Source organism: Desulfovibrio desulfuricans DSM 642 (assembly GCF_000420465.1).
In the GTDB taxonomy this organism is placed as follows: domain Bacteria; phylum Desulfobacterota; class Desulfovibrionia; order Desulfovibrionales; family Desulfovibrionaceae; genus Desulfovibrio; species Desulfovibrio desulfuricans.
The window spans coordinates 88,435-110,646 of the sequence record NZ_ATUZ01000017.1; the positions used below are offsets into that span (position 1 = coordinate 88,435).

Here is a 22,212-nt window from a genome sequence, read left to right on the forward strand (position 1 = left end):
GGGAGTTTTTAGGCCTGCCCCTGCTCCCTGGCCTTGATGAGGCTCATGGCCCTGTGGGCCAGCTGGGTCACTTCCGGCTTGGAAATCTGGTCGTCCGCACCCACGCTCACGCCCTTGTGGCGCAGCTTTTCTGTGATGAGTGAGGAAAAAAGCAGCACCGGCAGTTTTTTGAGCATGGAGTCTTCCTTGATGCGCAAGGTGAGGTTGAGGCCGTCCATAACCGGCATTTCGATGTCTGAAACCACCACATGCACGAAGTCTGTGATGGGCCGGTTGCCTTCTTCGGCGCTCTTTTTGAAATCCAGCAGACGATCCCAGGCCGCGCGTCCGTTGGAAACAACTTCAACGGTAAAGCCCGCCTTTTCCAGCAGGTCGCGCTGCATTTCGCGGATAAGGGCGGAGTCATCGGCCACGAGGGCGCGGTAGCCTTCATTCGTCCAGTCTTCACCCAGATCGTCAAGCCGCAGGCCCAGCTTGGGATTGAGGTTGGCGACCACCTTTTCAAGGTCGAGGAGAAAGATGATGCGGTCTTCAAGTTTGACCACGCCGATGACCGTATTGTTGGACACGGCAGCAACGTACTTGTTCGGCGGTTCAACCTGCTCCCAGCTGATGCGGTGAATGCGGTTGACGCCGGAAACCATGAAGGCCGTGGTGACGTTGTTGAATTCCGTCACAATGGTTTTGGGCTGTTCTTCTTCCGCAGGGTGGGTTTTGCCCAGCCACATGGCCAGATCCACCAGCGGAATAATGCGCGAACGCAGGTTGAAAGCACCGAGCACGCTCGGGTGCTGCACTTCGGGCAGCGCCGTCACCTTGGGCATGCGGATAATTTCAAGCACCTTGGCCACATTGACGCCGTAGTAGCCGCGATAGGGCTTGGCGGGGACGGGTTCGCCATTTTCGTCCAGCTGCGGCGCGTCGGCAGAAGGAGGGGTGAATTCTTCAAGATAGAATTCCACCACTTCCAGCTCGTTGGTGCCGGCTTCCAGCAGAATATTGGTCTGGGCCATGCTGCCTCCAGAAAAGTACCGCTTCAGGAGCAAACGGGATTAAAGCGACTGCAGCCACAAATGAGCCGCGTCAATAAGACTTTTCGGCGTAGATGCGCCAGCCGTTAGACCTGCACGATTTTTTTGCGAAAAATTATCTGCGGCCAGTTCCTCGACACGCTCCACGAGGTAGGTGTCGATGCCGTTCAAAGCAGCCACATCAGCCAGTCTGCGGGTGTTTCCGCTCTGCCTTCCGCCTATGATTACCATGACATCCACACAGGAGGCAATGTTGCGTGCCTCCTCCTGCCGCTCGCGGGTGGCGTCGCAAATGGTGGAAAGCACCACAAGGTCAGCAATGCGCGTGCGCAAATCTTCCACGATTTCCTGAAATATCTGCCGATCCTGAGTTGTCTGCGAGGCCAGCACATAGGCCTTGTTTTCGGCAAGGTGCAGGGAATCAAGCTCTGCCGCCGTGCCGAATACATGGGCCGGGCCGCAGGCGTAAGAAACCAGCCCGCGCACTTCAGGGTGATCCGCCTCGCCAAAAAGCAGCAGGGTTGCGCCATCGGCGGTGGCCCGCCCGATGGAAAGTTGGGCTTTTTTTACCTTGGGGCAGGTGGCGTCCACAATGTCGGCCCCGCTTTGCTTGACCTGCTCCTCAACCTGCCGCGTGATGCCGTGCGCGCGGATAACCGCCACATCACCGGGGTGCAGTTGCGCGGCTTCCTTGACGCAGACCACGCCGCGCGACTCATATTCCGCCAGGACCTGCGGATTGTGGATGATGGGGCCAAGGGTACAGATGCGGGTCATCTCGGGGGTACCCCCCTTGCGCTCCAGCGCAGTGTTAAGTTTTTGCAGGGCTAGGCTCACGCCCATGCAAAAGCCCGCTGTTTTGGCGCGGTAAACATCCATCATGGATCTCCTTCAAGGGGCGGCGCTTTCAGGCGTGGAGCCGTGGCTGCACTGCCCCTCGCCCGACCCCAACCCATCAACAAAAATTTTACCTGTATGCAATACTGTATTGCAGAGGCGCAGCAAACATGACCGCCTGCGCTTTTGTTCCTTGCTAGCCGGGGCTTCCCAGAAAAATATCCAGTAACCGGTCAAGCTCTTCCCAATCATTACAGCGGCACAGCTCCTGACGCAAGGCCCGTGCGCCGGGCAGGGTGCGCACGTAGCGCGGCACCACGGAGCGCATTTTCCACAGGGCGGCCTTGCCGGGGCAGTGGGCGCGGGCAAGCTCCAGATGCCGCGAAATCATGGCCCGCAAACGGGGGGCATCGGCCTGAACCGGGGTGTTCCCGGCCAGCAGGGCTGCGTGGTCGGCAAAGATGGCGGGATTATGCATGGCCCCACGGGCGTACATGACGCCGCTGGCTCCGGTGCTCTTGAGGCAGTTCACGCCGTCTTCCGCGCTAAAGAGGTCACCGCTGGCGAGCAGGGGAATGGTCAGGCGCTGGGCCAGCATGGCAATAGCCTCCCATTGCGCGGTGCCGCCAAAACCCTGACGGGCCGTGCGGGGGTGCAGGGTCAGCCAGCCAGCGCCCGCATCCTCAAGGCGCAAGGCCAGATCGGGCAGCACCGGGCGGGCGTCGTCCAGGCCCAGGCGTAATTTGAAGCCCACGCGTCCACGGCCTGCTGCCTCAATCATGGCGCGGGCCACGGCAAGCACGTTTTCCGTATCGCCCAGCATGGCCGCGCCAGCACTCTGGCGCAAAACCTTGGAAACAGAACAGCCCATATTCAGGTCAAACCAGCCAAAGCCGGACTGACGCAACAGCTCCACCGCGCGCCCCAGAAAGGATGCCTCCGCGCCGAAAAGCTGCACCACCAGCGGCTGGTCTTCGGGCAGGGTCATGAGCAGTTCGTTGGTGCCGGGGCTTTCATAAACAAGGCCCTTGGCGCTGACCATTTCGGTAACGCACACGGCTGCGCCGTATTCACGGCAAAGAAGACGAAAGGGCAGATCGCTGTATCCGGCCAGCGGGGCCAGCCAGGGATGCTCGGGGCCAAAAGGCAGGGAATCTGGGTTTGCGGGGCAGGTTGGCAGTTGAAAAACCTTGGTCACAGGCGCTCCTTGGTCACGCGCGGCGGTTCTGCGGAATTTTCCGCAGGGGCGGTTTGTTCGGCGGGCAGCACGTTGCCTTGGGGATCCAGCGCCACGCGGGCAGACTGCGCCATATAATCCGGGCCGGGACTGGCTGGAGCAGGCAGGGCTGCCTGCGCAGGATGCGCGGGCTGCGCATCGGTTGCGTCTGTGGCGGCGGTTGCGCACTGGGCATCGCTGCATGCAAAGCGGTTCAGCATGGCTGCGGCCAGCCGCAGGCCTTCGCCCGTGGTGTCGGCCACAAAACCGTTGCTGAGATAATCCAGAAGGCCAGTGCGCCGCAAGATGCTGCGCACCGAGGGGCTGCCCACCACAAGAATAACCGGCAGACTGCGGGCGTAACAGCGCTCGATAAATTGCGAAAGCGCATGCGCCCCTGAAGCGTCAATCCAGAACACGCGCGAAAGATGGAGCACCACAAGCCGGGTTGGCTCGTTGTCCTCGGCATACAGCAGACGTTCAAGCTCGTGGATGGCCCCGAAAAACAGGGTTCCTTCAATCATGTACACGGTGATGCCCTGCGGCAGTTCGGCAGGGCCTTCACGCAGCAGCGGGTCGCCCTTGTGAAGCCTGTTCACACGCGGGTGGGCAGTCTTGTAAATAAACAGCGTGAGGGAAAGCAGCACACCGATGAAGATGGCTTTTTCAAGATCAAACAGCAGTGTGGACAAAAAAGTGATGAGCAGCACGGCTCTGTCCACGCTGGTTGCCACAACGCAGAGGCGGATGGCATCAATATCAATCATCTTGAAGGAAATAAGCAGCAGTATGCCGCTCAGGGCGGGGAGCGGCAGCCAGCTTATGAGCGGGGCCAGCACAAACAGCAGTGGCAGGGCGAGAATGCCCGAAAACACCGTGCCCATGCGCGTTCTGCCGCCGGATGTGACTACAAGTGCGCTGCGGGTAAAAGAACCGCAGCCGGGAATGCCCGAGGTAAGCCCCGCGGCGATATTGCCGAGGCCCTGACCGATAAGCTCCTGACTGCCGTCAAACACATCGCCCTTGATGTTGGCCAGTTGCTTGCCAATGGCCAGTGATTCCACCGTCCCCAGCAGGGCAATGGCCAGCGCGGGCATGAACAGGTCGCGCACTGCGTCCAGATCAAAGGAGGGCGGCAGGGAAAAAGGCGGCACAACGCTTGGTATGGCCCCAACCAGCGGAACGCCCCTTGCGTCCACGCTGAACAGGGCGGCAAAGAGCGTAATCACGCCGAGCGCGGCCAGTGATGCGGGAAAGCGTGGCGACAGACGCTTGAAGGCCACTGTCAGAACAATGGTGGCAACGGCAATGCCGAGGCTCCAGTAATTGATAAAGGGCAGGCCGTGCAGCGCCCCGAACATCTGGTTGAAAAAGCCCGAGGGCTTGGGGCCGGTCAGGCCCATAGCCATGTAGAGTTGCCCTGCGGCAATGAGCAGCGCCGCTCCGGTGGTAAAGGCCACCATGACCGAGTGCGAGATAAAATTGACCAGATCGCCCAGCCGCGCCAGCCCCATGCCCAGCTGGATAAGCCCGCACAGGAGCGCCATGCCGAAAATATAGGCCATACGCGATTCTTCAGGCATGGTGCTGATCAGTTCACCGCCCACGCTGATGGTAGCGAGGGTGGAGAAAATAATCATGGAGATGGCGTTGGTGGGGCCAGCGGCCATAAAGCGGGATGATCCCCACAGGGCGGCCAGCACCACGGGCAGCATGCAGGCGTAGATGCCATACTGCGGGTGAACCCCGGCAATAATGGCGTAGGCCATGGCCTGAGGCACAGCCATGGGCGTCACGGTAAGGGCCGCCGTCATGTCCGCCTTGAAATCCTGGGCGGAATAAGTCCTGATGGTCTCAAGAAAGGGAAAAAGCCGGGCGGCTCGCATGACTAATCCTCGCGGGTTACATCGTCCTCAAGGCGCAGCACATCGTGCCCAAGGGCGTAGTGCATCAGGCGTGGCCGGTCTGCGGATTTTTTGAGCGAATTGATAATGCGCGTCATGCGCCGCGTACCTTCAAGCACGCCGCCAAGATGCCCGGCAAGTTCGGTGAGGTCGTTGCGGGCGAGCGCGCGTTCCAGCTCCATGCCCAGCATGCGCCCGCGCGAATTTTCAGGAAACTCGGCCAGCAGCTCGCGCGCAAGGCGCAGGCTGCGCGCCTGGTTTGCGTCCAGGTCTTCCACCAGTTCGCCGCAATACTCCGCCTGATTGCGCATGACGTTCAGGGCGTTGTTGCCGTAGTGGGCCATGGCTCCGGCGGCTTTTTCCAGCGTGTCGCGGGCAACGGCCACGCGGCGGCCCACGGTGAGCGAAACAATGCTGGCACATTTTGAAAGAAAACGTTCGTCAAAGCTTTCAAAGCCATACTCACGTTTGGTATACAACATTACCAGGCCGAAAGGAGGCTTGTTGCTGCGCTCGCGCAGCACAAAGGCCAGACGCGAACGGTAGCCTTCCTTGTAGATGATGCAGTCGAACGATTCGCCGCCCATGGCCAGGGCCTGAAGGTTGTTGGACACCACATAGCGGACGTGCCCTTCAAGAATGGCGCGCATCACCGGGTGTTCGCGCAGGCCTTCCTCCAGCATGGGGGTTACGATGGGAATGCTGCCGCCGTCCACCTGATTGGCCGAGCGCGCCACCCATTCGCCATTGGCATTGCGCAGGCGGCACACGTACATATCAGCGTACAGGGCGTGGACAAGAATTTCAGCGCTTTGCCGCAGCACTTCCCCAGGAGGGGCCATGCGGTCGGCAATGGCAAGCAGATCGTTGGAAACGCGCAGCAGCATTTCAGTGTCGTTCTGCATGGCAGATATGGAGGTGAGCAGCATAAGCAGGCAGCGCCAGCTGCGCATGGGCACCCCGCGCAGGCAGGGGTGATAACCGGTGTTGAGAGAGCGCTTTGCGGCGGGCAGCAGGGCAATGGCAGCGGCGCGCATCTCGGGTGGCGCATATTTGAGGAGTCGCTTGATTTCTTCGCGAATGTATTCTGGCGAATGCTGGGACACGGTTTGCTCCATTTCCCCGGGGTGCCTGTGGTGACTGGCAGCATGGGGAACCGGCGCGGCTATGCGCGTATTAAGACGTTGTTGCCCGGGCTGAACCGCCTGATTCCCAGAGGGATGGCCGCCTTGGGCGCTCTTTTGAGGCCAGTGCGGCGGCTTTCGCGCGCGTGGCGTGCAAGCCTTTTTTCACAGAAATAAGTATAGGTGGGAAAAAAGGTCTGGTCAACGGTAGCTCATAAAAGGGGCCGTCTGTTCTGAATTAAAGTACACATTTTGTAAAGTGGTTTGTCTGGGATGTGTGGAGAATTGGCAAAGGAATTGCAAGAAGTGTTGCGGAAGATTCTCGGCTGTCGGATTTCCGACGCATATCCTGCCTGCGGGCAGGGTGCATGAGATCAGCCCTACAACCGTCAGACGGCGGCAGGCTCAAGGCCGTGCCGACGCCCACGGGGATGCCCATGAAACAACGTAACACAATATTGCTCATATCGCTCGGCCTTGCCGCCGCCTTGCTGGTGCTCGGTCTGCTGGCCGGTTTTGTGCCGCAGAGCGAGGGGCCGGAACTGCGCCGACGCGCCAGCGGCATGGTGGCCCGCCTGCGTCCCGAAGACATGCCCATTCCCATTCAGGCGCAGGGTGACGGCATACGCCAGTGGGCCGTGCGCGGGGCGGTGGAGCCGCACTCTGGACAGACATCCGGGGGCAGTCCGCAGACGCGTCAGCCTGTTGATGCCAGCACATCTGCACGCCCGGTATCTGCTGCGGACAAAATGCAGGGGACATCCTCTGCCTCGGGTTCTGCCTCGGGTAAGGCCACGGGTCAGACTCTGGTCAGGCGCATTGTCTCCTTTGGTTCGGGCGGCGTCATCCTTGATACTGGCGAGCCATCACTGGCCTTTTCCGGCGACGCGCAGGGCGATTTTGCCCCGCTGCTGGCCTTGGACGGCGTGTCCAGCCCGCTTCTGGTCAGCAACCAGCCCCGCGATTACGGCGATGCCCTTGATGCGGCGGGCCGCCCGCTGCGCTGGGTGACGCCCACGGCCATGATGGCGGGCTATTCGCCCCGCGTGGTGCGCAGGGCAGCTATTGAAGTGCTGCGTCACGGTACGGTTTTTGATAACTTTGTGGGCGATATTGACGATAACGACATGGAAAAACTACAGGCCAGAGCCCGCCGTTATCAGAATCTGGTGGAGAATTTTTCGCGCCGATACAATTTGAGCACCGAGCTTGTGTACGCCATCATCCACAGCGAAAGCGACTTTTCGCCAACCCTGGTCAGCAACAAGTCGGCCATGGGCCTCATGCAGGTAGTGCCGGATACCGCCAACGACGAGGTGCACAAATACCTTTACGGGCGCATGGGCGACGTGGGTTTTGACGACCTGCGCGTGCCGGAAACCAACATCCGCTATGGCACCACCTACCTGCACATCCTGTTTACCCGGTATTTTTCCGGGGTGCACAACCCGCTGGCAAGGGAATATTGCGCAATTGCCGCCTACAATATGGGGCCGAACCGTTTTCTGCGGCTCTACGGCAAAACCATGGAAGAAGCCGTGGACAACATAAACTCCATGACGGTTGACGCCTTTTACAGGGATCTTGCCACGCGTCTGCCAGCCCGTGAAACACGTTTCTACGTTGCCCGGGTGCAGAGAATGAAGGCTCAGTACGCCTCACTGCGCTGATGTGGATTTCCCTCGCACAGGGGCGCGCGCAAAGCACCGCCCAAGAGGGGATTTCAGCGAAAAATGGTTGTGGTGCCTATAAAAACAACGTACATGTTCTTCAACGCCGAGCCCCAACTCTATGCCCGGCATTTATTAGAGGAGTGGTCACAACCATGCGAATCCGTTTTTTTATGCCGTTGGCTCTGCTGCTGAGTTTCATGCTTTTTGCCTGCCAACAGGGCGACAATAATGCCCAGCCCAAGGTGGCGGTGGTGGATATGGCGCGCGTGATGCGCGATAGCGAACCCGGCAAGGCCGGCGTGAAGTTCCTTGAAAGCCTTCAGGGCGACATGCAGACCAAGCTTAACGACATCCAGCAGCGCCTGGAAGCCAACCCCAAGGACGCTGAAGCGCAGAAAGAACTGCAGGCCGTCTACATGTCTGCCCAGCAGCGCATGCAGGTGGAACAGCAGAATGTTGTAAACCTGCTGTATGATGCCATTCAGCGCGTGATCAATACCTATCGCACCGAAAAGGGCTATGCCGTCATCATCAGCACTGAAGCTGTCGCCGCTTTTGATTCCAAGAGCGACGTGACCAATGAAGTGCTGGAACTTGTGAACAAGCAGAAGCTTGATTTCAAGTCTGTGAAGCCCGAAGCTGAAAAGGCTCCTGAAGCCGCCCCCAAGGCCGAAACGCCCAAGGACGACAAGGCTGCCAAGGCCAAGAAGTAAGACAGATTCTTTCGGCTGTATCTGACGGCTGAATGTTTGGTAAAGCCCTTCGTCATTGACGGAGGGCTTTTTTATGGCCTGTTTGCGGGTTTGGCTGAGGCTGAGCTGAAAAGCGGGCGATGGCGAAGCTCTGGCAAAAGGTTGGCAATTGTTTGAAGCAGATGATATAATTTTTGTAATATTCTGTAATTATACAGGTTAAAAACTGTTTGAACGAACAAACAGTTTTTACTGGACAAGGTGGACAAGCCGCGCCATAGTTTCGCCGTCGCCAGCCGGGTATGCCGGTGGGTGAAAAACGCATCCGAATGGAAAAGGTTGATTATGTTTCAAGCGCTGTTTGCCGTCATGCCCGTATTCCTGATTATTGGCGCGGGCGTTCTTTTGCGCAGTCGCGATGTATTGCCCGAAAACGCTGGCCCTGTTCTTGGCATTTATGTGCTCAAGCTGGCTCTGCCGTTGCTGATTCTGCACCTGCTGGCCGGGGCCAGCCTGAAGGATCTTGCCCACTGGGCTTTCTGGGGGGGCATTCTTGGTTCCCAGCTTGTGATGTACTGCCTTGGCTACGTGGGCGACAAAATTTTCTGCCGCCGCGGCGTGGGGCCGGGCGTCATTGCCGGGCTTTCCTGTTCCGCCTGCAATGCCGCCTTTGTGGGGCTGCCCATCGTGTCCAATCTGTTCCCCGGTAATGCCGCAGCCATGCTCATTGCCGGTCTTTGCACCCTCACGCCCAATGTGGTCATGATCATCGGGCAGTCCCGTCTGGATGCCCTGGCCGGGTCGCTGGCCTGGGACGGCGGCAATCCCCTGAAATTTGTGGGTAAGCTCCTGAAGGTCTTCATCCTTGGCAACCCCATTCTGCTTTCGACCCTGGCTGGCATAGCGCTTTCCGCCTCCGGGCTCGGGTTGTGGGCTCCGCTTGACCGCGCGGTGAGCCTTGTGGGCTACACTGCGGCCCCCTGCATGCTGCTGGCTCTGGGGCTGGATTTGCGGCAAAAACTGGTGGTGGCTACGCGTCAGGCGCACGGACACGCCATTGCGCGGCAAGCGTGGTTTATTCTCTGCAAGCTGGTGCTGCACCCGCTGCTGTGCTGGGCCATGCTGGCGGCCTTGGGTGTTTCGGGCCTGTGGCTCGTGATCAGCGTGATTGTCAGCGCCACGGCTACAGCTCTGGTGGTGACGGTCATCGCCGAGGTGTACAGCACCGTGCCGGAAGAAGCGGCCCTCACGGCGGTGGTCGCCAACGGGCTGAGTATTTTTACCCTGACAGGTTTTGTATGGGGTTTTCAGGCCTTGGGTATGGTTTAGCCGGGTCTTGAAATTTGAGAAAAGAAAAGCGGGCTTTGTTCTCCGGCGGTGATCCTGGGAGCAAAGCCCGCTTTTTATGGTTGCGCGGCTGGTGCGGGTAGAGGCTGACCAGCGACGGGCCAGCAATCAGGCAAAGTTGGCTGCGTGGTAGCTGCTGCGCACCAGCGGGCCGGAAAACACGTGGTGCAAACCCAGCGATTTGCCGTAGGCGGCGTACTCGTCAAACTGTTCCGGCGTCACATAGCGGTCAAGCTTGTGGTGTTGGCTTGTGGGCGGCAGATATTGGCCGATGGTCACAATGGAGCAGCCTACCGTGCGCAGGTCCTTGATCACCTCAAGCACTTGCGCGTCTGTTTCGCCCAGCCCCACCATGAGGCCGCTTTTGGCCGTCATGCCGCAGTCGTTCACGCGGCGCAGCAGTTCCAGGCTTTGTTCGTAATCGGCCTGGGGGCGCACCTGCGCATAGAGCGCGGGGTGCGTTTCCACATTGTGGTTGATGATATGGGGTTTGGCGTCCATGACCGTGCGCAGGGCATCGGCGTTGCCCTGAAAATCGGGGATAAGCACTTCAACACTGCTCTGCGGCAGGGCCTCACGGAGCGCCTGAATGACGGCGGCAAACTGGGTGGAGCCACCGTCCGCAAGATCATCGCGCGTCACAGAAGTGACAACCACATGCCTGAGCCCCAGGGTCACGGCGGCCTGAGCCACGCGTTGCGGCTCCGTGGGATCGGGGGCGCTGGTCTGGCCGGGGTGTATATTGCAGAAGCGGCAGTTGCGCGTACAGGTTTCACCCAAAATCAGAAATGTGGCCGTGCCGGAAGAAAAGCATTCCTGCCGGTTGGGACAGTTGGCCTCCTTGCACACGGTGGAAAGCCCCTGCTCGTTCAGCAGAGCGGATGTGGTGAAAAAGCGCCTGTCGGAGGCCAGCGGTCGGCGCAGCCAGGCGGGCTTGCGCAGAGGGGCATTGGCAGAACCGGAATTGTCGGAAGAATCGGGTTGGGTCATCTGTTTCGTCCTTGCTAGGGCACCTGCGGCGGCATGCCGCAAATTGCCTGATCTGGTGTTGGGCTTGTGATTTGATTCGTCCTGCATACCCGTTACGGTTGGGCCACGAGCAGCGCTTCGCAGGCTTGCGCCGATTGCAAGGGCGGCAGCGGTTGGCTGAAAACCTCGCAAAAAGCCTCAAGAAAGCATGCTTTCACCGCGTCCATAGTCGCCGGGTCGCCGTTCTGCTCCCGTTGCACCGAGGTTGCGGTCACGCCGTCAAGGCCGCAGGGGGTGATGATGTTGAAGAGGGAAAGATCCTGGTCCACATTCATGGCCAGACCGTGCAGGGTCACGTGGCGCTGCACGGCAATGCCCAGCGAGGCAATCTTGCTGCCGCCCACCCATACGCCTGGAAAACCCGGCTTGCGGGCCGCTTCAATGCCAAAGCGCCGTACCGTGCGGATGGCTGTTTCTTCCACATCATACACATAGGCCCGGACGCCGCCGGAGCGTTTTTTCAGGTTGATGATGGGGTAGGCCACCAGCTGTCCGGGAAAATGGCAGGTAATATTGCCGCCGCGCGTGCTGTGCACAACATCCACGGCTGAACCCCACAGGCTGGCGAGGTTGGGGGGCAGATTCTCCTGGCCGGAGTTTTTACCAAGGGTGACGGTGGGCGGATGCTCCAGAAGCAGCAGAATGTCGTCGCCGCCCTGAAGCACGTAAGCCTGCGCCTGTTTTTGTATTTCAAAGGCGCGCTGGTAGGCGGCGCAGCCGAGATCAAATGCGTACATGTGAGCCTTGGGCATTGTAGGTTGATGCAAAAAGCCCTCATAGCGGCTTGCAGCCTCGGCGTCCAGCGTTTGCGGCGCGCAGAGGCGGGCGGGGCATGACGCCGTGACGGATCAGGGCGCAGCGGAATCAGGCCAGATCGCAGGGCATGGAGGTCTGGGAAAGGTAGACAAGCTCTTCAACCATTTCCAGAAGCTCGGCCAGAATGCCCCCGCCGTTCATGGGGTGCCCGAACAGCGATTCCCGCTGGTGGTCAAGCCCGCGCTTGTCAATGGCGTCCGGCATTGTGGGGGAGAGGGTTTCCGCAAGGCGGCAGGCCAGAAAATAATCTTCCGCCCCGGCGGCAAACAGGCCCTCGAGCTTGGCAAAGCGCGGGGCCACCTGCTGCCAGTAGGCCAGCGCCGCCGCAGACGGCTCAAGGCTTGCCGCCGTGCACAGGGCCGCATGCAGGTTGTTGCAGGCCGCACCGGGCAGGCCCGTGCGCCAGCCCCACAGCCAGTGGGTGCGCCCAAAGAAAAGGTGGTGGGCCACTGCCAGATCAAGCAGCTCGCGCATGTGGCGCAGAGCGTCCAGCAGGGGGCCGCCCGAACCTTCTGGCCATGCGGCGCAGGGGTGGCGCAGCTGCCACAGGGGCACATCCTCGCGCGTTGGCTCAAGGCCTGTCATGCTGCGCAGCAACTGGGCCAGCCACGCGTTGGCGTCGGGGCTGTGCGGTGTTTCAAGGTGCGAATAACTCAGCACATACCGCCCCTGCCCGTAAGTTCCGGTCACGGCCATGGGCTGACCTTCAAGAAAATCTGCCGAAAGATTCAGGCCATAAAGGTCGCGCCAGTGAGAAAAAACCTTCGTGGGCAGGCTTTGCAGGGGTAGATCCGCCAGCCAGAAGTCCGCATCCGGCGAACCGTAGGAGGCCAGCACCGTGACGTTGTCCTTTTTTTCAGGTGCAAAGCGCCCCGGCCACCAGACAGGCAGCGAGGGAAAAAATATTTCAGGCGCTGCTCCGCTCTGGGCCTGACGTGCGGCAGCGCGGCGAATACCGGGGCACAGGGGGGGAGTCGCGCCAGTATCATTGTGCCCGTTCACGGGCTGGCTGGCTGGCGCGGCGGGCCTGCGGGGCGAGAATTCATGCCCGCTGGCAACGTGGGCGCGCACATGCCCGGAAATAAGATGGTACAGACGCTCAGGATAAGCGGCCCGCGCCCAGGGGCAGATATTCAGGCCGTGGTCGGGGTTTGGGTGGGTCAGGGCAAGGCCGGAACCGCCGCAAAAGCCCAGATAGTTGCCGCCGCGTTCCACCCACTGGCGCACGGCCTCGCGCCCGTTCTTGCCGAGGGCCGCAGCCTTGAGCCGCGCGTTGCCGCCGGGAACCAGCAGCAGGCGTACGCCCGCTGCGCCCTGTTGCGGGCCGCCATTGGGGCTGACGCCCCCCGGCTTGCCTAAATACGCGCCTTCGGCTATTTCTTGTCCCTTAACCAGGCGGCAGGGCAGTCCCAGCGCGCGAACAGCGCGCCAGGCCATGAGGCCCCAGATGTGGGACGCGTCCCATAAAATGCAGATTGGCTGTGCGGCAAACATATACCGCATTATCGCCGCCTTTCATGGAGAAAGCAAGATGGCGGATACGCTACCCAAGGGCTATGAGCCCCATGACGTTGAAGCCCGGTGGCGCAAGCACTGGGAAGATGACAAAACCTTTACGCCCGATCCGGACGCTCCCGGCGAGCCGTATTCCATTGTCATTCCGCCGCCCAACGTTACGGGCGCGCTGCACATAGGGCATGCGCTCAACCATACACTTATTGACGTGCTCTGTCGTCACGCCCGCCAGAAGGGCAAGAACGTGCTTTGGGTGCCCGGCACCGACCACGCGGGCATTGCCACCCAGAACGTGGTGGAACGCGCCCTGGCCAAGGAAGGCAAGAGCCGCAAGGATCTGGGCCGCGAAGCCTTTATCAACCGGGTGTGGGAATGGCGCGATGAATACGGCCACCGCATTCTTGATCAGGCGCGCGCCCTTGGCGATTCCGTGGACTGGACGCGTCTGCGCTTCACCATGGATGAAGGCCTCTCCGCCGCCGTGCGCAAGGTTTTTGTGCAGCTCTATAATGAAGGGCTGATTTACAAGGGCGACTACATCATCAACTGGTGCTCGCGCTGCCATACGGCTCTTGCCGATGACGAAGTGGAACACGAGCAGAGTCGGGGCAAGTTGTGGAAGGTGCGCTACCAGCTGGCCGACGGCAGCGGGCATATCACCATTGCGACCACCCGGCCCGAGACCATCCCCGGCGATACCGCCATCTGCGTGCATCCCGAAGATGAGCGCTACACCGCCCTCATAGGCAAAAAGGCCGTGGTTCCCGTGCTTGGGCGCGAGATCCCCATTATCGCCGATGCCTATGTTGACCGCGAATTCGGCACAGGCGCGCTCAAGGTGACGCCCTGCCACGACCATAACGACTGGATGCTGGGCAAGAAGCACGATCTCGTTTTTCTCAAGGCCATTGACGAAAACGGCGTCATGACCGCCGAGGCCGGGGCCTATGCGGGCCTTGCCAAGGAAGAATGCCGCACCCGCATCGTGGCCGATATCGAAGCCGCCGGGCAGCTTGAGGGCATTGAAGAAATCGACCACGCCGTGGGCCATTGCTACCGCTGCCATACGGTGGTTGAACCGCACGTTTCCACGCAGTGGTTTGTGGCCGCCACCAAGATGGCCCCTGCCGCGCGTGATGCCGTGCCCGGCATGACCAAGATTTTTCCCGAAACGTGGCTCAAGACCTACTACCACTGGCTTGATAACATCCGCGACTGGTGCATCAGCCGGCAGATATGGTGGGGGCACCGCATTCCGGCATGGAACTGCGAATCGTGCGGCGAACTGGTGGTGGCCGAAGAAGCCCCCGCAGTCTGCCCCAAGTGCGGCGGCGCGCTGAAGCAGGAAGAAGACGTGCTGGACACATGGTTCTCCTCCGCGCTGTGGCCCTTCTCGACCATGGGCTGGCCTGAGGACACCAAGGATCTGCGCCGCTGGTACCCCACCTCGGTGCTGGTGACGGGCTTTGACATCCTGTTCTTCTGGGTGGCCCGCATGATGATGATGGGCATCCACTTTATGGGCGAAGTGCCGTTCAAGGACGTGTATCTGCATGCTCTGGTGCGCGATGCCTCTGGCCGCAAGATGTCCAAATCCACGGGCAACGTCATTGATCCGCTGGAAATGATCAACAAATACGGCTGTGATGCCCTGCGCTTTACCCTGACGGCCTTTGCCGCCATGGGGCGCGATATCCGTCTTTCCGAGGAGCGCATCGAGGGCTACCGCCACTTTGTGAACAAGCTCTGGAACGCGGCCCGCTTCGCCCTCATGAACCTGCCGGAAGAAGCCCCGGCCCCTGTGGCTCCCGAGACGGTTCCCGGCCTGCACCACCAATGGCTGCTGCACCGGCTTGAAGTGGTCAAGCAGGACATGGACAAGGCCCTGGCCGACTACCGCTTCAACGATGCGGCGCAGTTGGGTTACAAATTCCTCTGGAATGAGTTCTGCGACTGGTATCTTGAGCTTATCAAGCCCGACATGCAGTCTGAAGATCCCAAACGCAAGGCCGAGGCCCAGTATGTGCTGTGGCTGGCCCTGCGCGAGCTGCTGGTGCTGCTGCATCCCATCGTGCCCTTTGTGACCGCCGAAATATGGGCCGCGTTGCCCGTGTCGGCAGGCGAAAAGGCCACAGATATCGCCCGTGAGCTGTATCCCGCAGCGCGCACCGCCTGCCAGCGCCCGGTGGAAGCCGGTCGCATGGAGCTGATTCAGGGCATCATTGTGGCAGTGCGTACCATCAAGGCCGAGCTTGGCATCAGCCCCAGCCACAAGGTCAGCCTCATGCTGCACCCTGTGGACGCGGCCCAGGCCGAACTGCTCGAGGCCAACAGTCAGTGCATGGCCACTCTGGCGCGGCTTGAAACCCTCACCATCGGCGCGGATGTACACGCGCCCAAGGCTTCGGCCTCTGCGGTGGTGGAAGGCTGCCAGGTTATTGTGCCCCTCAAGGGCGCTGTGGATCTGAACGGCGAGCTGGCACGTCTGGACAAGGAAATCGCCAAGCTTGAAAAAGACGTGGTGGGCGTGAACATGAAGCTGAGCAACGAGAGCTTTGTGAGCCGCGCTCCTGCGGATGTGGTGGCCCGCGAGCGTGAACGCGCCGAAAAGCTGCTGGACGCCAAGGAAAAAATGCAGGCCCTGCGTGCCCGCTTTGCCGAGGCCCTGAACGAAGAGTAATCGTCTGTAACCCTGACGGGTTGCTGTTTTTATACGCGGCGCGGACGACGGGCGGTTGCCTGTTGTCCGCGCCGCAGTTCCTGCGGGTGGCCTTGCTGCCCCTGTATACAAAAGAGGTTGGTATGACTCCTGCCGCATTGGCATATGTTCAGCTAGGAGCGGCCATTCTGGTCGAGGTGGGGGCCACGGCCTGCCTCAAGCATTCAGAGGGCATGAGCCGCCTTTTGCCCACCCTTGCTTCGCTGCTCGGCTACGGCATTTCATTCTACCTGCTTTCCAAGGTGCTCAATGTCGTGCCTATGGGCATATCATACGGCATCTGGAGCGGCATCGGCATTGTGCTGGTTTCGCTTCTGGGCTTGCTGGTTTTTGGGCAGAAGCTTGATCTTGCCGCCTGCCTCGGCCTTGGGCTGATTGTGCTTGGCGTGCTTGTCATACATTTTTTTTCAGGCTCCATGCCCCACTAAAACGGACTTACTGATGCCGCCCGCTGGCTAACAGCTTGTTTTTTTGTCAGCCTTTGGTATAAAAATAAATTTTTTGTGCGCGTGTCCGTCGGGGCCTGCCTATTGACAGGCCCCGACGGACACGCTATGTCCTGTCGTTCAAAAAGCTCTTTTTTGAGCGCAATATCCCATATGGAGGGAAATAATGCCCACGATTAACCAGCTTATCCGCATCGAGCGGAAGGCCGTGGTGAAGCGCAAGAAGACCCCCGCCCTGCAGGCTTGCCCGCAGCGCCGTGGCGTTTGCACCCGCGTTTACACCACCACCCCGAAAAAGCCTAACTCGGCTCTGCGTAAGGTCGCCCGTGTGCGCCTGACCAACGGTATCGAAGTTACGGCCTACATCCCCGGCGAAGGCCACAACCTTCAGGAACACTCCGTGGTCATCATCCGCGGCGGTCGTGTAAAAGACTTGCCCGGTGTCCGTTACCACATCGTGCGCGGTACCCTTGATACGTCCGGCGTGGCCGATCGTCGCAAGAGCCGTTCCAAATACGGCGCCAAGCGTCCCAAGTAGTTTTATTCTTTCGGCGCGTGCCATGCGGCCCGCCTGGCTGCTTCCCCTGGGGAGCGCCGGTCGCCGCGGGGTTTGGTACCGCCGCAAATCAAGCATGAAGGAGAAACCCCATGCCCCGTAAAGGTCCTGTCCCGAAGAGGGAAGTGCTGCCCGATCCGTTGTACTCCAGCCGCCTTGTCACCAAGTTTGTGAACAGGCTTATGTTCGACGGCAAGAAGGGTGCAGCCGAAAAGATTTTCTACAGCTCCCTTGAGACCCTGGCTGAAAAGTCGGGCGAAGAACCCATGCGCGCCTTTGAAAAGGCCCTGGACAATGTGAAGCCCCACATGGAAGTCAAGGCCCGCCGCGTTGGCGGCGCCACCTACCAGGTGCCCATGGAAGTGCGCCCGGAACGTCAGGTTTCCCTGTCGATCCGCTGGCTTATCAACTATGCCCGTTCGCGCGGTGAAAAAGGCATGACTGCCAAACTTTCCGCCGAACTGCTGGATGCTTTCAACGGTCGCGGCGGCGCGGTGAAAAAGCGTGAAGACACGCACCGTATGGCCGATGCGAACAAGGCTTTCGCTCACTACCGCTGGTAAGAGGGCCTTCCGTTTTTTATCTGAATTCAGCCCGACGCCGCGTCCGCAAGGAAGCGGCGTCGGCTTTGCACCACACCGCATCCGCAGTATGGAGGAAACACCGTGTCCCGCACCGTTGCTGTAAACAAACAGCGCAATATCGGCATTATGGCCCATATTGACGCAGGCAAGACTACCACCACCGAACGCATCCTTTTCTATACCGGCGTTAACCACAAGATCGGCGAAACGCACGACGGCGCCTCCACCATGGACTGGATGGAGCAGGAACAGGAACGCGGCATTACCATTACCTCTGCCGCCACCACCTGCTTCTGGAACGACTGCCGCGTTAACATCATCGACACCCCCGGCCACGTGGACTTCACCATTGAAGTGGAACGTTCGCTGCGCGTGCTCGACGGTGCCGTGTGCGTGTTCGACGCTGTTGCCGGCGTGGAACCCCAGTCTGAAACCGTGTGGCGTCAGGCTGACCGCTACAATGTTCCGCGTATCTGCTTTGTGAACAAGATGGACCGTATCGGCGCCAACTTCTTCCGCTGCGTGGAAATGATTCACGACCGCCTTGGCGCCAAGGCCGTGCCGTTGCAGTTGCCCATCGGCAGCGAAGACAAATTTGAAGGCGTGGTGGATCTGGTGCGCGGGCATGCCATCCGTTTTGACAAAAGCTCCAAGGGTGCGGAATTCAGCGTTGAAGACGTGCCTGCCGACATGAAGGATCTTTACGACGAAAAGCATCACGAGATGCTGGAAGCCGTGGCAGAGGAAGACGAAGCCCTGCTCGAAAAGTACCTTGCCGGCGAGACCCTTTCCGAAGAAGAAATCATCTCCTGCATCCGCAAGGCCACCATTTCCCGCAACATCGTGCCGGTGCTGCTGGGTTCCGCCTTCCGCAACATGGGTGTGCAGCCCCTGCTGGACGCCGTGGTGGACTACCTGCCTTCTCCGGTGGACATCCCGGCCATGCCCGGCCACGTTGCTGGCAAGCCCGAAGACATTGTGGAATGCCATTGCGACGACAAGGAACCCCTTGCCGGTCTGGTGTTCAAGCTTTTCTCCGACCCCTTCATCGGTCACTTGTCCTTCTTCCGTATTTACTCCGGCTTCCTTGAATCCGGCATGACCGTGTACAACGCCAACACCGGCAAGCGCGAACGCATTGGCCGCATCCTGAAGATGCACGCCAACAAGCGTGAAGACGTTAAATGGGCTGGCGCTGGCGACATCGTGGCTCTGGTGGGCCTGAAGAACGCCTCCACCGGCGACACCCTGTGCGATGAAAAGCGCGAAGTCATTCTGGAATCGCTGAACATTCCTGATCCGGTTATTGAAGTCGCCATCGAGCCCAAGACCAAGGCTGACCGTGATGCTCTTTCCGCCGCTCTGAACAAGCTGGCCAAGGAAGATCCCTCGTTCCGCGTGAAGGGTGATGATGAAACCAACCAGACACTGATCGCCGGTATGGGCGAACTGCACCTGGAAATCATCGTTGACCGCCTCACCCGCGAATTCGGCGTGAACGCCAACGTGGGCAAGCCCCAGGTTGCCTACCGCGAAACCATTTCCAAGCCTGCCAAGTCGGACCTCAAGTACGCCAAGCAGTCTGGTGGTCGTGGTCAGTACGGTCACGTTGTCATCGAGGTTGAACCCAACCCCGGCAACGGTTATGAGTTCATCAATGCCATCTCCGGCGGCGTCATTCCCAAGGAATACATCCCCGCAGTGGACAAGGGTATCATTGATGCGCTGAAGTCCGGTGTGCTTGCTGGCTTCCCCGTAGTGGACGTGAAGGTTAAGCTCATTTTCGGTTCGTACCACGAAGTCGACTCCTCGGAACAGGCCTTCTACGTGGCTGGCTCCATGGCCATCAAGGACGGCATGCGCAAGGCTACCCCTGTGCTGCTTGAACCCATCATGGACGTGGAAGTGGTTACGCCTGAAGAATACCTCGGCGACGTCATGGGCGACCTCAATGGCCGCCGTGGCCGCGTGCAGAGCATGGAAGCCCGCGCTGGCGGCGCGCAGAGCGTGCGCGCTCAGGTGCCGCTTTCCGCCATGTTCGGCTATGCCACTGACCTGCGTTCGCGCACTCAGGGCCGCGCCACCTTCACCATGCAGTTCGATCACTACGAACGCGTGCCCCAGGCCATTGCCGAAGAAATCCAGAAGAGCCGTACATAGTCTGAGCCTGGCGGCCTAGCCGCTCAGGACTTTATGTGGCGGGGGAGGAAGCAGCAAGCTTTCTCCCCCGCCTTGCTTGTGGCGGGCACTGAAATTAGCTGTTGTTGGCGGGGCAAGAAAAGGGCATTCTGCTGTAACGGAAACTTGGATTTGCTATATTGCGTGAGGCTTCGCACTCTGTTGGGGCATCACGGCACAGTCAACGATGTGATGGAGTAGGTGATGCAGGACGATCTGCCAAAGGGTTTCAGGGCTGGGGCTGCGGCTGCCAATTTCAAAAAGGCTGGCCGGGACGACCTTGGCATTATTGTTTCAGACACAACCGCCGTGCTGGCGGGCATGTTCACCCAGAACCTGTTCAAGGCCGCACCTGTGCTGGTGTGCCAGGAGATACTGGCAAGCCGGGGCACAGCGCGCGCAGTTCTGGCAAATTCCGGTCAGGCCAACGCCTGCACCGGTGCCGAGGGGCTTGCCAACTGTCGCGCCACGCAGGCTATGGTGGCTGGCCTTACCGGGCTTGAGGCCGATGAGATCCTGCCCCTTTCTACTGGCGTTGTGGGCGCGCATCTCAAGATGGATCTGTGGCTTGATGCAGTGCCCAAACTGGTCAGCAATATAGGCACCCGCGATGCGGAGGGCTTTACACGCGCCTTCATGACCACGGATGCCTTTCCCAAATTTTCCATGCGCGAGGTTACGCTTGCAGGCGGCACTGTGCGCCTTACCGTGATGGCCAAGGGCGCGGGCATGATTTGCCCAAACATGGCAACCATGCTCTGCGTGGCGCTTACAGACGCCAAGGTGGCGCGCGACCCCTGGCAGGCCATGTTTGGGCGTGCTGTGGAGAAGACCTTCAACCGCGTAAGCGTTGACGGTGATACCTCGACCAACGACACCATCCTGGGCCTTGCCAACGGCGCGGCTGGCGTTGCCGCTGAAAGTGCGGCAGATCTGGCCCTGCTGGAAGAAGCGCTTACCGACATTCTGGGCACTGTGTCGCATATGCTGGTTATGGATGGTGAAGGAGCCAGCAAGGTTATCCACATCACCGTGACGGGAGCCGCCAGCGATGACGATGCCCGCACCGTGGCGCGCAGCGTGGGGCATTCACAGCTGGTAAAAACCGCCATCTACGGCGGCGATGCCAACTGGGGCCGCATCGTCACGGCTGTTGGCTACAGCGGCGCAAAGTTTGACCCCTCCAAGGTCAGCATGAAACTGTGCGGCATCGAGCGTTTCCGCCTGGGCTGCCCTGTCAATGAAGACAAGGAAGACGCCCTGGCCGAACTGCTCAAGGCCAAGGACGTGCAGGTGGAGATCGATCTGGGTGGCGGTTCCGGCTTCTACAATTTTCAGGCTTCCGACCTTGGTCATGAATACGTGACCCTGAACTCTGACTACCGTTCATAAGGTTTCTCCACCACTTCACACTGTCATTGACCTTTATTATCAAGCCCCGCACCGCATCAGGCATTACCTGCGCGTTGCGGGGATTTTGCTGTATCCTTCCTGCATTTTCACAGATACTTGCCTGACATGGAAGGATGCATACATGCTTTTACGCCTTCCATGCTGCATGCAGATACGATTTTTCTGCACGTCATAATTTCTGCTTCCAGTTCACGCAGACATGCTGGACAGGCAGGCCAGAGGAGCTTTAGTGTTTTTGAGGAGGGAATTATGGAAGAAGATTTTTTTGACCAGCGCTATCTGGAAAATGTTGACGCCTGTCCTGTCTGTGGCAGCAGACAGAGTCAGGTAGTCTATGAGGCTGGCGAGGGAGTCATGGCGCAAAAGTGCGCTTGTGGCGGGTACTATTGCGACCATCGCCTTAACCCCGAAGGTTTGTCAGCCTACTGGCAGGACTATCAAAATCGTGAACATAGTGCAGTGGAGGAGGAGTGCGCCCTGCGGCAGCGCATGTACGCGGTGGATTATGCGTATATTGCGCAGTTTCTGAAACCCGGGGCAAGGGTGCTGGATGTGGGCTGTGCGGATGGCCTGTTTCTGGACTGGTTCGCGGCGGCCGGACACGAGTGCAGCGGGGTGGAATTTGGCCATGAAGCAGCTTTGAAGGCAGCGCAGCGGTATCCTGTTCAGGAGGGATATTTTCCAGATCTGGACTTAGCCCCCGGTTACGACCTGATTATTTTTCGCGGTGTATTGCAGTATGTGCATGCGCCGCGCAGTTTTTTCAGCAAGGCGGCTTCCCTGCTCGCACCTGGCGGCCATGTGTACGTGACCGCGCAGCCCAACATGGAAGCGTTTTGCCACCATGTGTACCGCAACAGATTTCGCTTCAGTTTAACCCCATGTGATTGCGTGGGGTACACGCCGCAGTCGCTGGCGGCAGAGTTTGCTGCGCAGGGCTGCGTCACAGCCGGGCAGGCCTTCTTTTATGAGGAAACTCCTTACGCGGACCCGCCACGGGACATTCAGACGCTGTACAAGGCCATTGAAGCCAGAAAAAGGGGTGATGAACCGGAAGGGATGTCGCCGCCATTCTGGGGCAATATGATGACCATGGTGTTTCGTAAAAACTAAGCCCATATTGCCAGTGCAG

At 59.7% G+C, this 22,212-nt stretch carries 18 protein-coding genes; 10 read left to right on the forward strand and 8 right to left on the reverse strand.

The genetic code is table 11. The annotated features are described in order from the left end of the window. Positions 1-8: 8 nt before the first annotated feature. From G449_RS0112850 to G449_RS0112870, 5 genes are all read right to left on the reverse strand, one after another. On the reverse strand, positions 9-1,013 hold the full coding sequence (locus G449_RS0112850; protein ID WP_022659725.1) for a chemotaxis protein: 1,005 nt from the start codon (positions 1,011-1,013) through the stop codon (positions 9-11). A gap of 39 nt (positions 1,014-1,052) precedes the next feature. After that, the gene (gene ispH / locus G449_RS0112855) at positions 1,053-1,910 is read right to left on the reverse strand and encodes a 4-hydroxy-3-methylbut-2-enyl diphosphate reductase (RefSeq protein WP_027180986.1); all 858 of its coding nucleotides are present in this window, start codon (positions 1,908-1,910) and stop codon (positions 1,053-1,055) included. 154 nt (positions 1,911-2,064) lie between these two features. After that, positions 2,065-3,066: a tRNA dihydrouridine synthase gene (locus G449_RS0112860; RefSeq protein WP_022659727.1), complete on the reverse strand. Its 1,002-nt coding sequence runs from the start codon at positions 3,064-3,066 to the stop codon at positions 2,065-2,067. Next, positions 3,063-4,970, reverse strand: coding sequence for a SulP family inorganic anion transporter (locus G449_RS17155; RefSeq protein ID WP_022659728.1), 1,908 nt, complete (start codon positions 4,968-4,970; stop codon positions 3,063-3,065). Before G449_RS17155 ends, G449_RS0112860 begins: the two co-directional genes overlap by 4 nt. 2 nt (positions 4,971-4,972) lie before the next feature. Beyond that, a complete protein-coding gene (locus G449_RS0112870) occupies positions 4,973-6,094 on the reverse strand; it encodes a hypothetical protein (protein WP_027180987.1) in 1,122 nt (373 codons plus the stop codon). Positions 6,095-6,480: 386 nt separating this feature from the next. On the opposite strand from G449_RS0112870, the gene G449_RS0112875 reads away from it, so the two are divergent. From G449_RS0112875 to G449_RS0112885, 3 genes are all read left to right on the forward strand, one after another. Beyond that, positions 6,481-7,782 carry a transglycosylase SLT domain-containing protein gene (locus G449_RS0112875; protein ID WP_245170791.1) on the forward strand — a complete coding sequence of 434 codons (1,302 nt, stop codon included), beginning with the start codon at positions 6,481-6,483 and terminating at the stop codon, positions 7,780-7,782. A gap of 155 nt (positions 7,783-7,937) precedes the next feature. Then, complete coding sequence (locus tag G449_RS0112880) at positions 7,938-8,498, forward strand: OmpH/Skp family outer membrane protein (RefSeq protein ID WP_022659731.1); 561 nt, start codon at positions 7,938-7,940, stop codon at positions 8,496-8,498. Between the two features lie 324 nt (positions 8,499-8,822). Beyond that, on the forward strand, positions 8,823-9,806 hold the full coding sequence (locus G449_RS0112885; protein WP_022659732.1) for an AEC family transporter: 984 nt from the start codon (positions 8,823-8,825) through the stop codon (positions 9,804-9,806). A 126-nt stretch (positions 9,807-9,932) separates the two neighbouring features. On the opposite strand, the gene lipA is transcribed toward G449_RS0112885, so the two are convergent. The 3 genes from lipA to G449_RS0112900 form a co-directional block, all read right to left on the reverse strand. Continuing rightward, positions 9,933-10,814: a lipoyl synthase gene (gene lipA, locus G449_RS0112890; RefSeq protein WP_022659733.1), complete on the reverse strand. Its 882-nt coding sequence runs from the start codon at positions 10,812-10,814 to the stop codon at positions 9,933-9,935. Positions 10,815-10,906: 92 nt separating this feature from the next. Continuing rightward, positions 10,907-11,620 (reverse strand): lipoyl(octanoyl) transferase LipB, encoded by a 714-nt coding sequence (gene lipB, locus G449_RS0112895; protein ID WP_245170790.1) that lies wholly within the window; start codon positions 11,618-11,620, stop codon positions 10,907-10,909. A 97-nt stretch (positions 11,621-11,717) separates the two neighbouring features. Continuing rightward, the gene (locus tag G449_RS0112900) at positions 11,718-13,172 is read right to left on the reverse strand and encodes a BPL-N domain-containing protein (RefSeq protein ID WP_022659735.1); all 1,455 of its coding nucleotides are present in this window, start codon (positions 13,170-13,172) and stop codon (positions 11,718-11,720) included. Positions 13,173-13,200: 28 nt separating this feature from the next. Here G449_RS0112900 and G449_RS0112905 point away from each other — a divergent pair, with 28 nt between their 5' ends. The 7 genes from G449_RS0112905 to G449_RS0112935 all read left to right on the forward strand — a co-directional run bounded on the left by G449_RS0112905 (position 13,201) and on the right by G449_RS0112935 (position 22,193). Then, positions 13,201-15,864, forward strand: a complete 2,664-nt coding sequence (locus tag G449_RS0112905) for a valine--tRNA ligase (protein WP_022659736.1) — start codon at positions 13,201-13,203, stop codon at positions 15,862-15,864. Positions 15,865-15,986: 122 nt separating this feature from the next. Further along, positions 15,987-16,331, forward strand: coding sequence for a DMT family transporter (locus G449_RS0112910; protein WP_022659737.1), 345 nt, complete (start codon positions 15,987-15,989; stop codon positions 16,329-16,331). Between the two features lie 184 nt (positions 16,332-16,515). Then, entirely contained in the window at positions 16,516-16,887 is a 372-nt protein-coding gene (gene rpsL, locus G449_RS0112915) for a 30S ribosomal protein S12 (protein ID WP_008683436.1), read from the forward strand. A gap of 110 nt (positions 16,888-16,997) precedes the next feature. Further along, the gene (gene rpsG, locus G449_RS0112920) at positions 16,998-17,468 is read left to right on the forward strand and encodes a 30S ribosomal protein S7 (RefSeq protein ID WP_022659738.1); all 471 of its coding nucleotides are present in this window, start codon (positions 16,998-17,000) and stop codon (positions 17,466-17,468) included. Positions 17,469-17,570: 102 nt separating this feature from the next. Then, positions 17,571-19,649: an elongation factor G gene (gene fusA / locus G449_RS0112925; RefSeq protein ID WP_022659739.1), complete on the forward strand. Its 2,079-nt coding sequence runs from the start codon at positions 17,571-17,573 to the stop codon at positions 19,647-19,649. A 222-nt stretch (positions 19,650-19,871) separates the two neighbouring features. Further along, positions 19,872-21,059, forward strand: coding sequence for a bifunctional glutamate N-acetyltransferase/amino-acid acetyltransferase ArgJ (gene argJ, locus G449_RS0112930; RefSeq protein WP_022659740.1), 1,188 nt, complete (start codon positions 19,872-19,874; stop codon positions 21,057-21,059). 270 nt (positions 21,060-21,329) lie between these two features. Further along, positions 21,330-22,193: a class I SAM-dependent methyltransferase gene (locus G449_RS0112935; protein WP_022659741.1), complete on the forward strand. Its 864-nt coding sequence runs from the start codon at positions 21,330-21,332 to the stop codon at positions 22,191-22,193. Positions 22,194-22,212 lie beyond the last annotated feature (19 nt).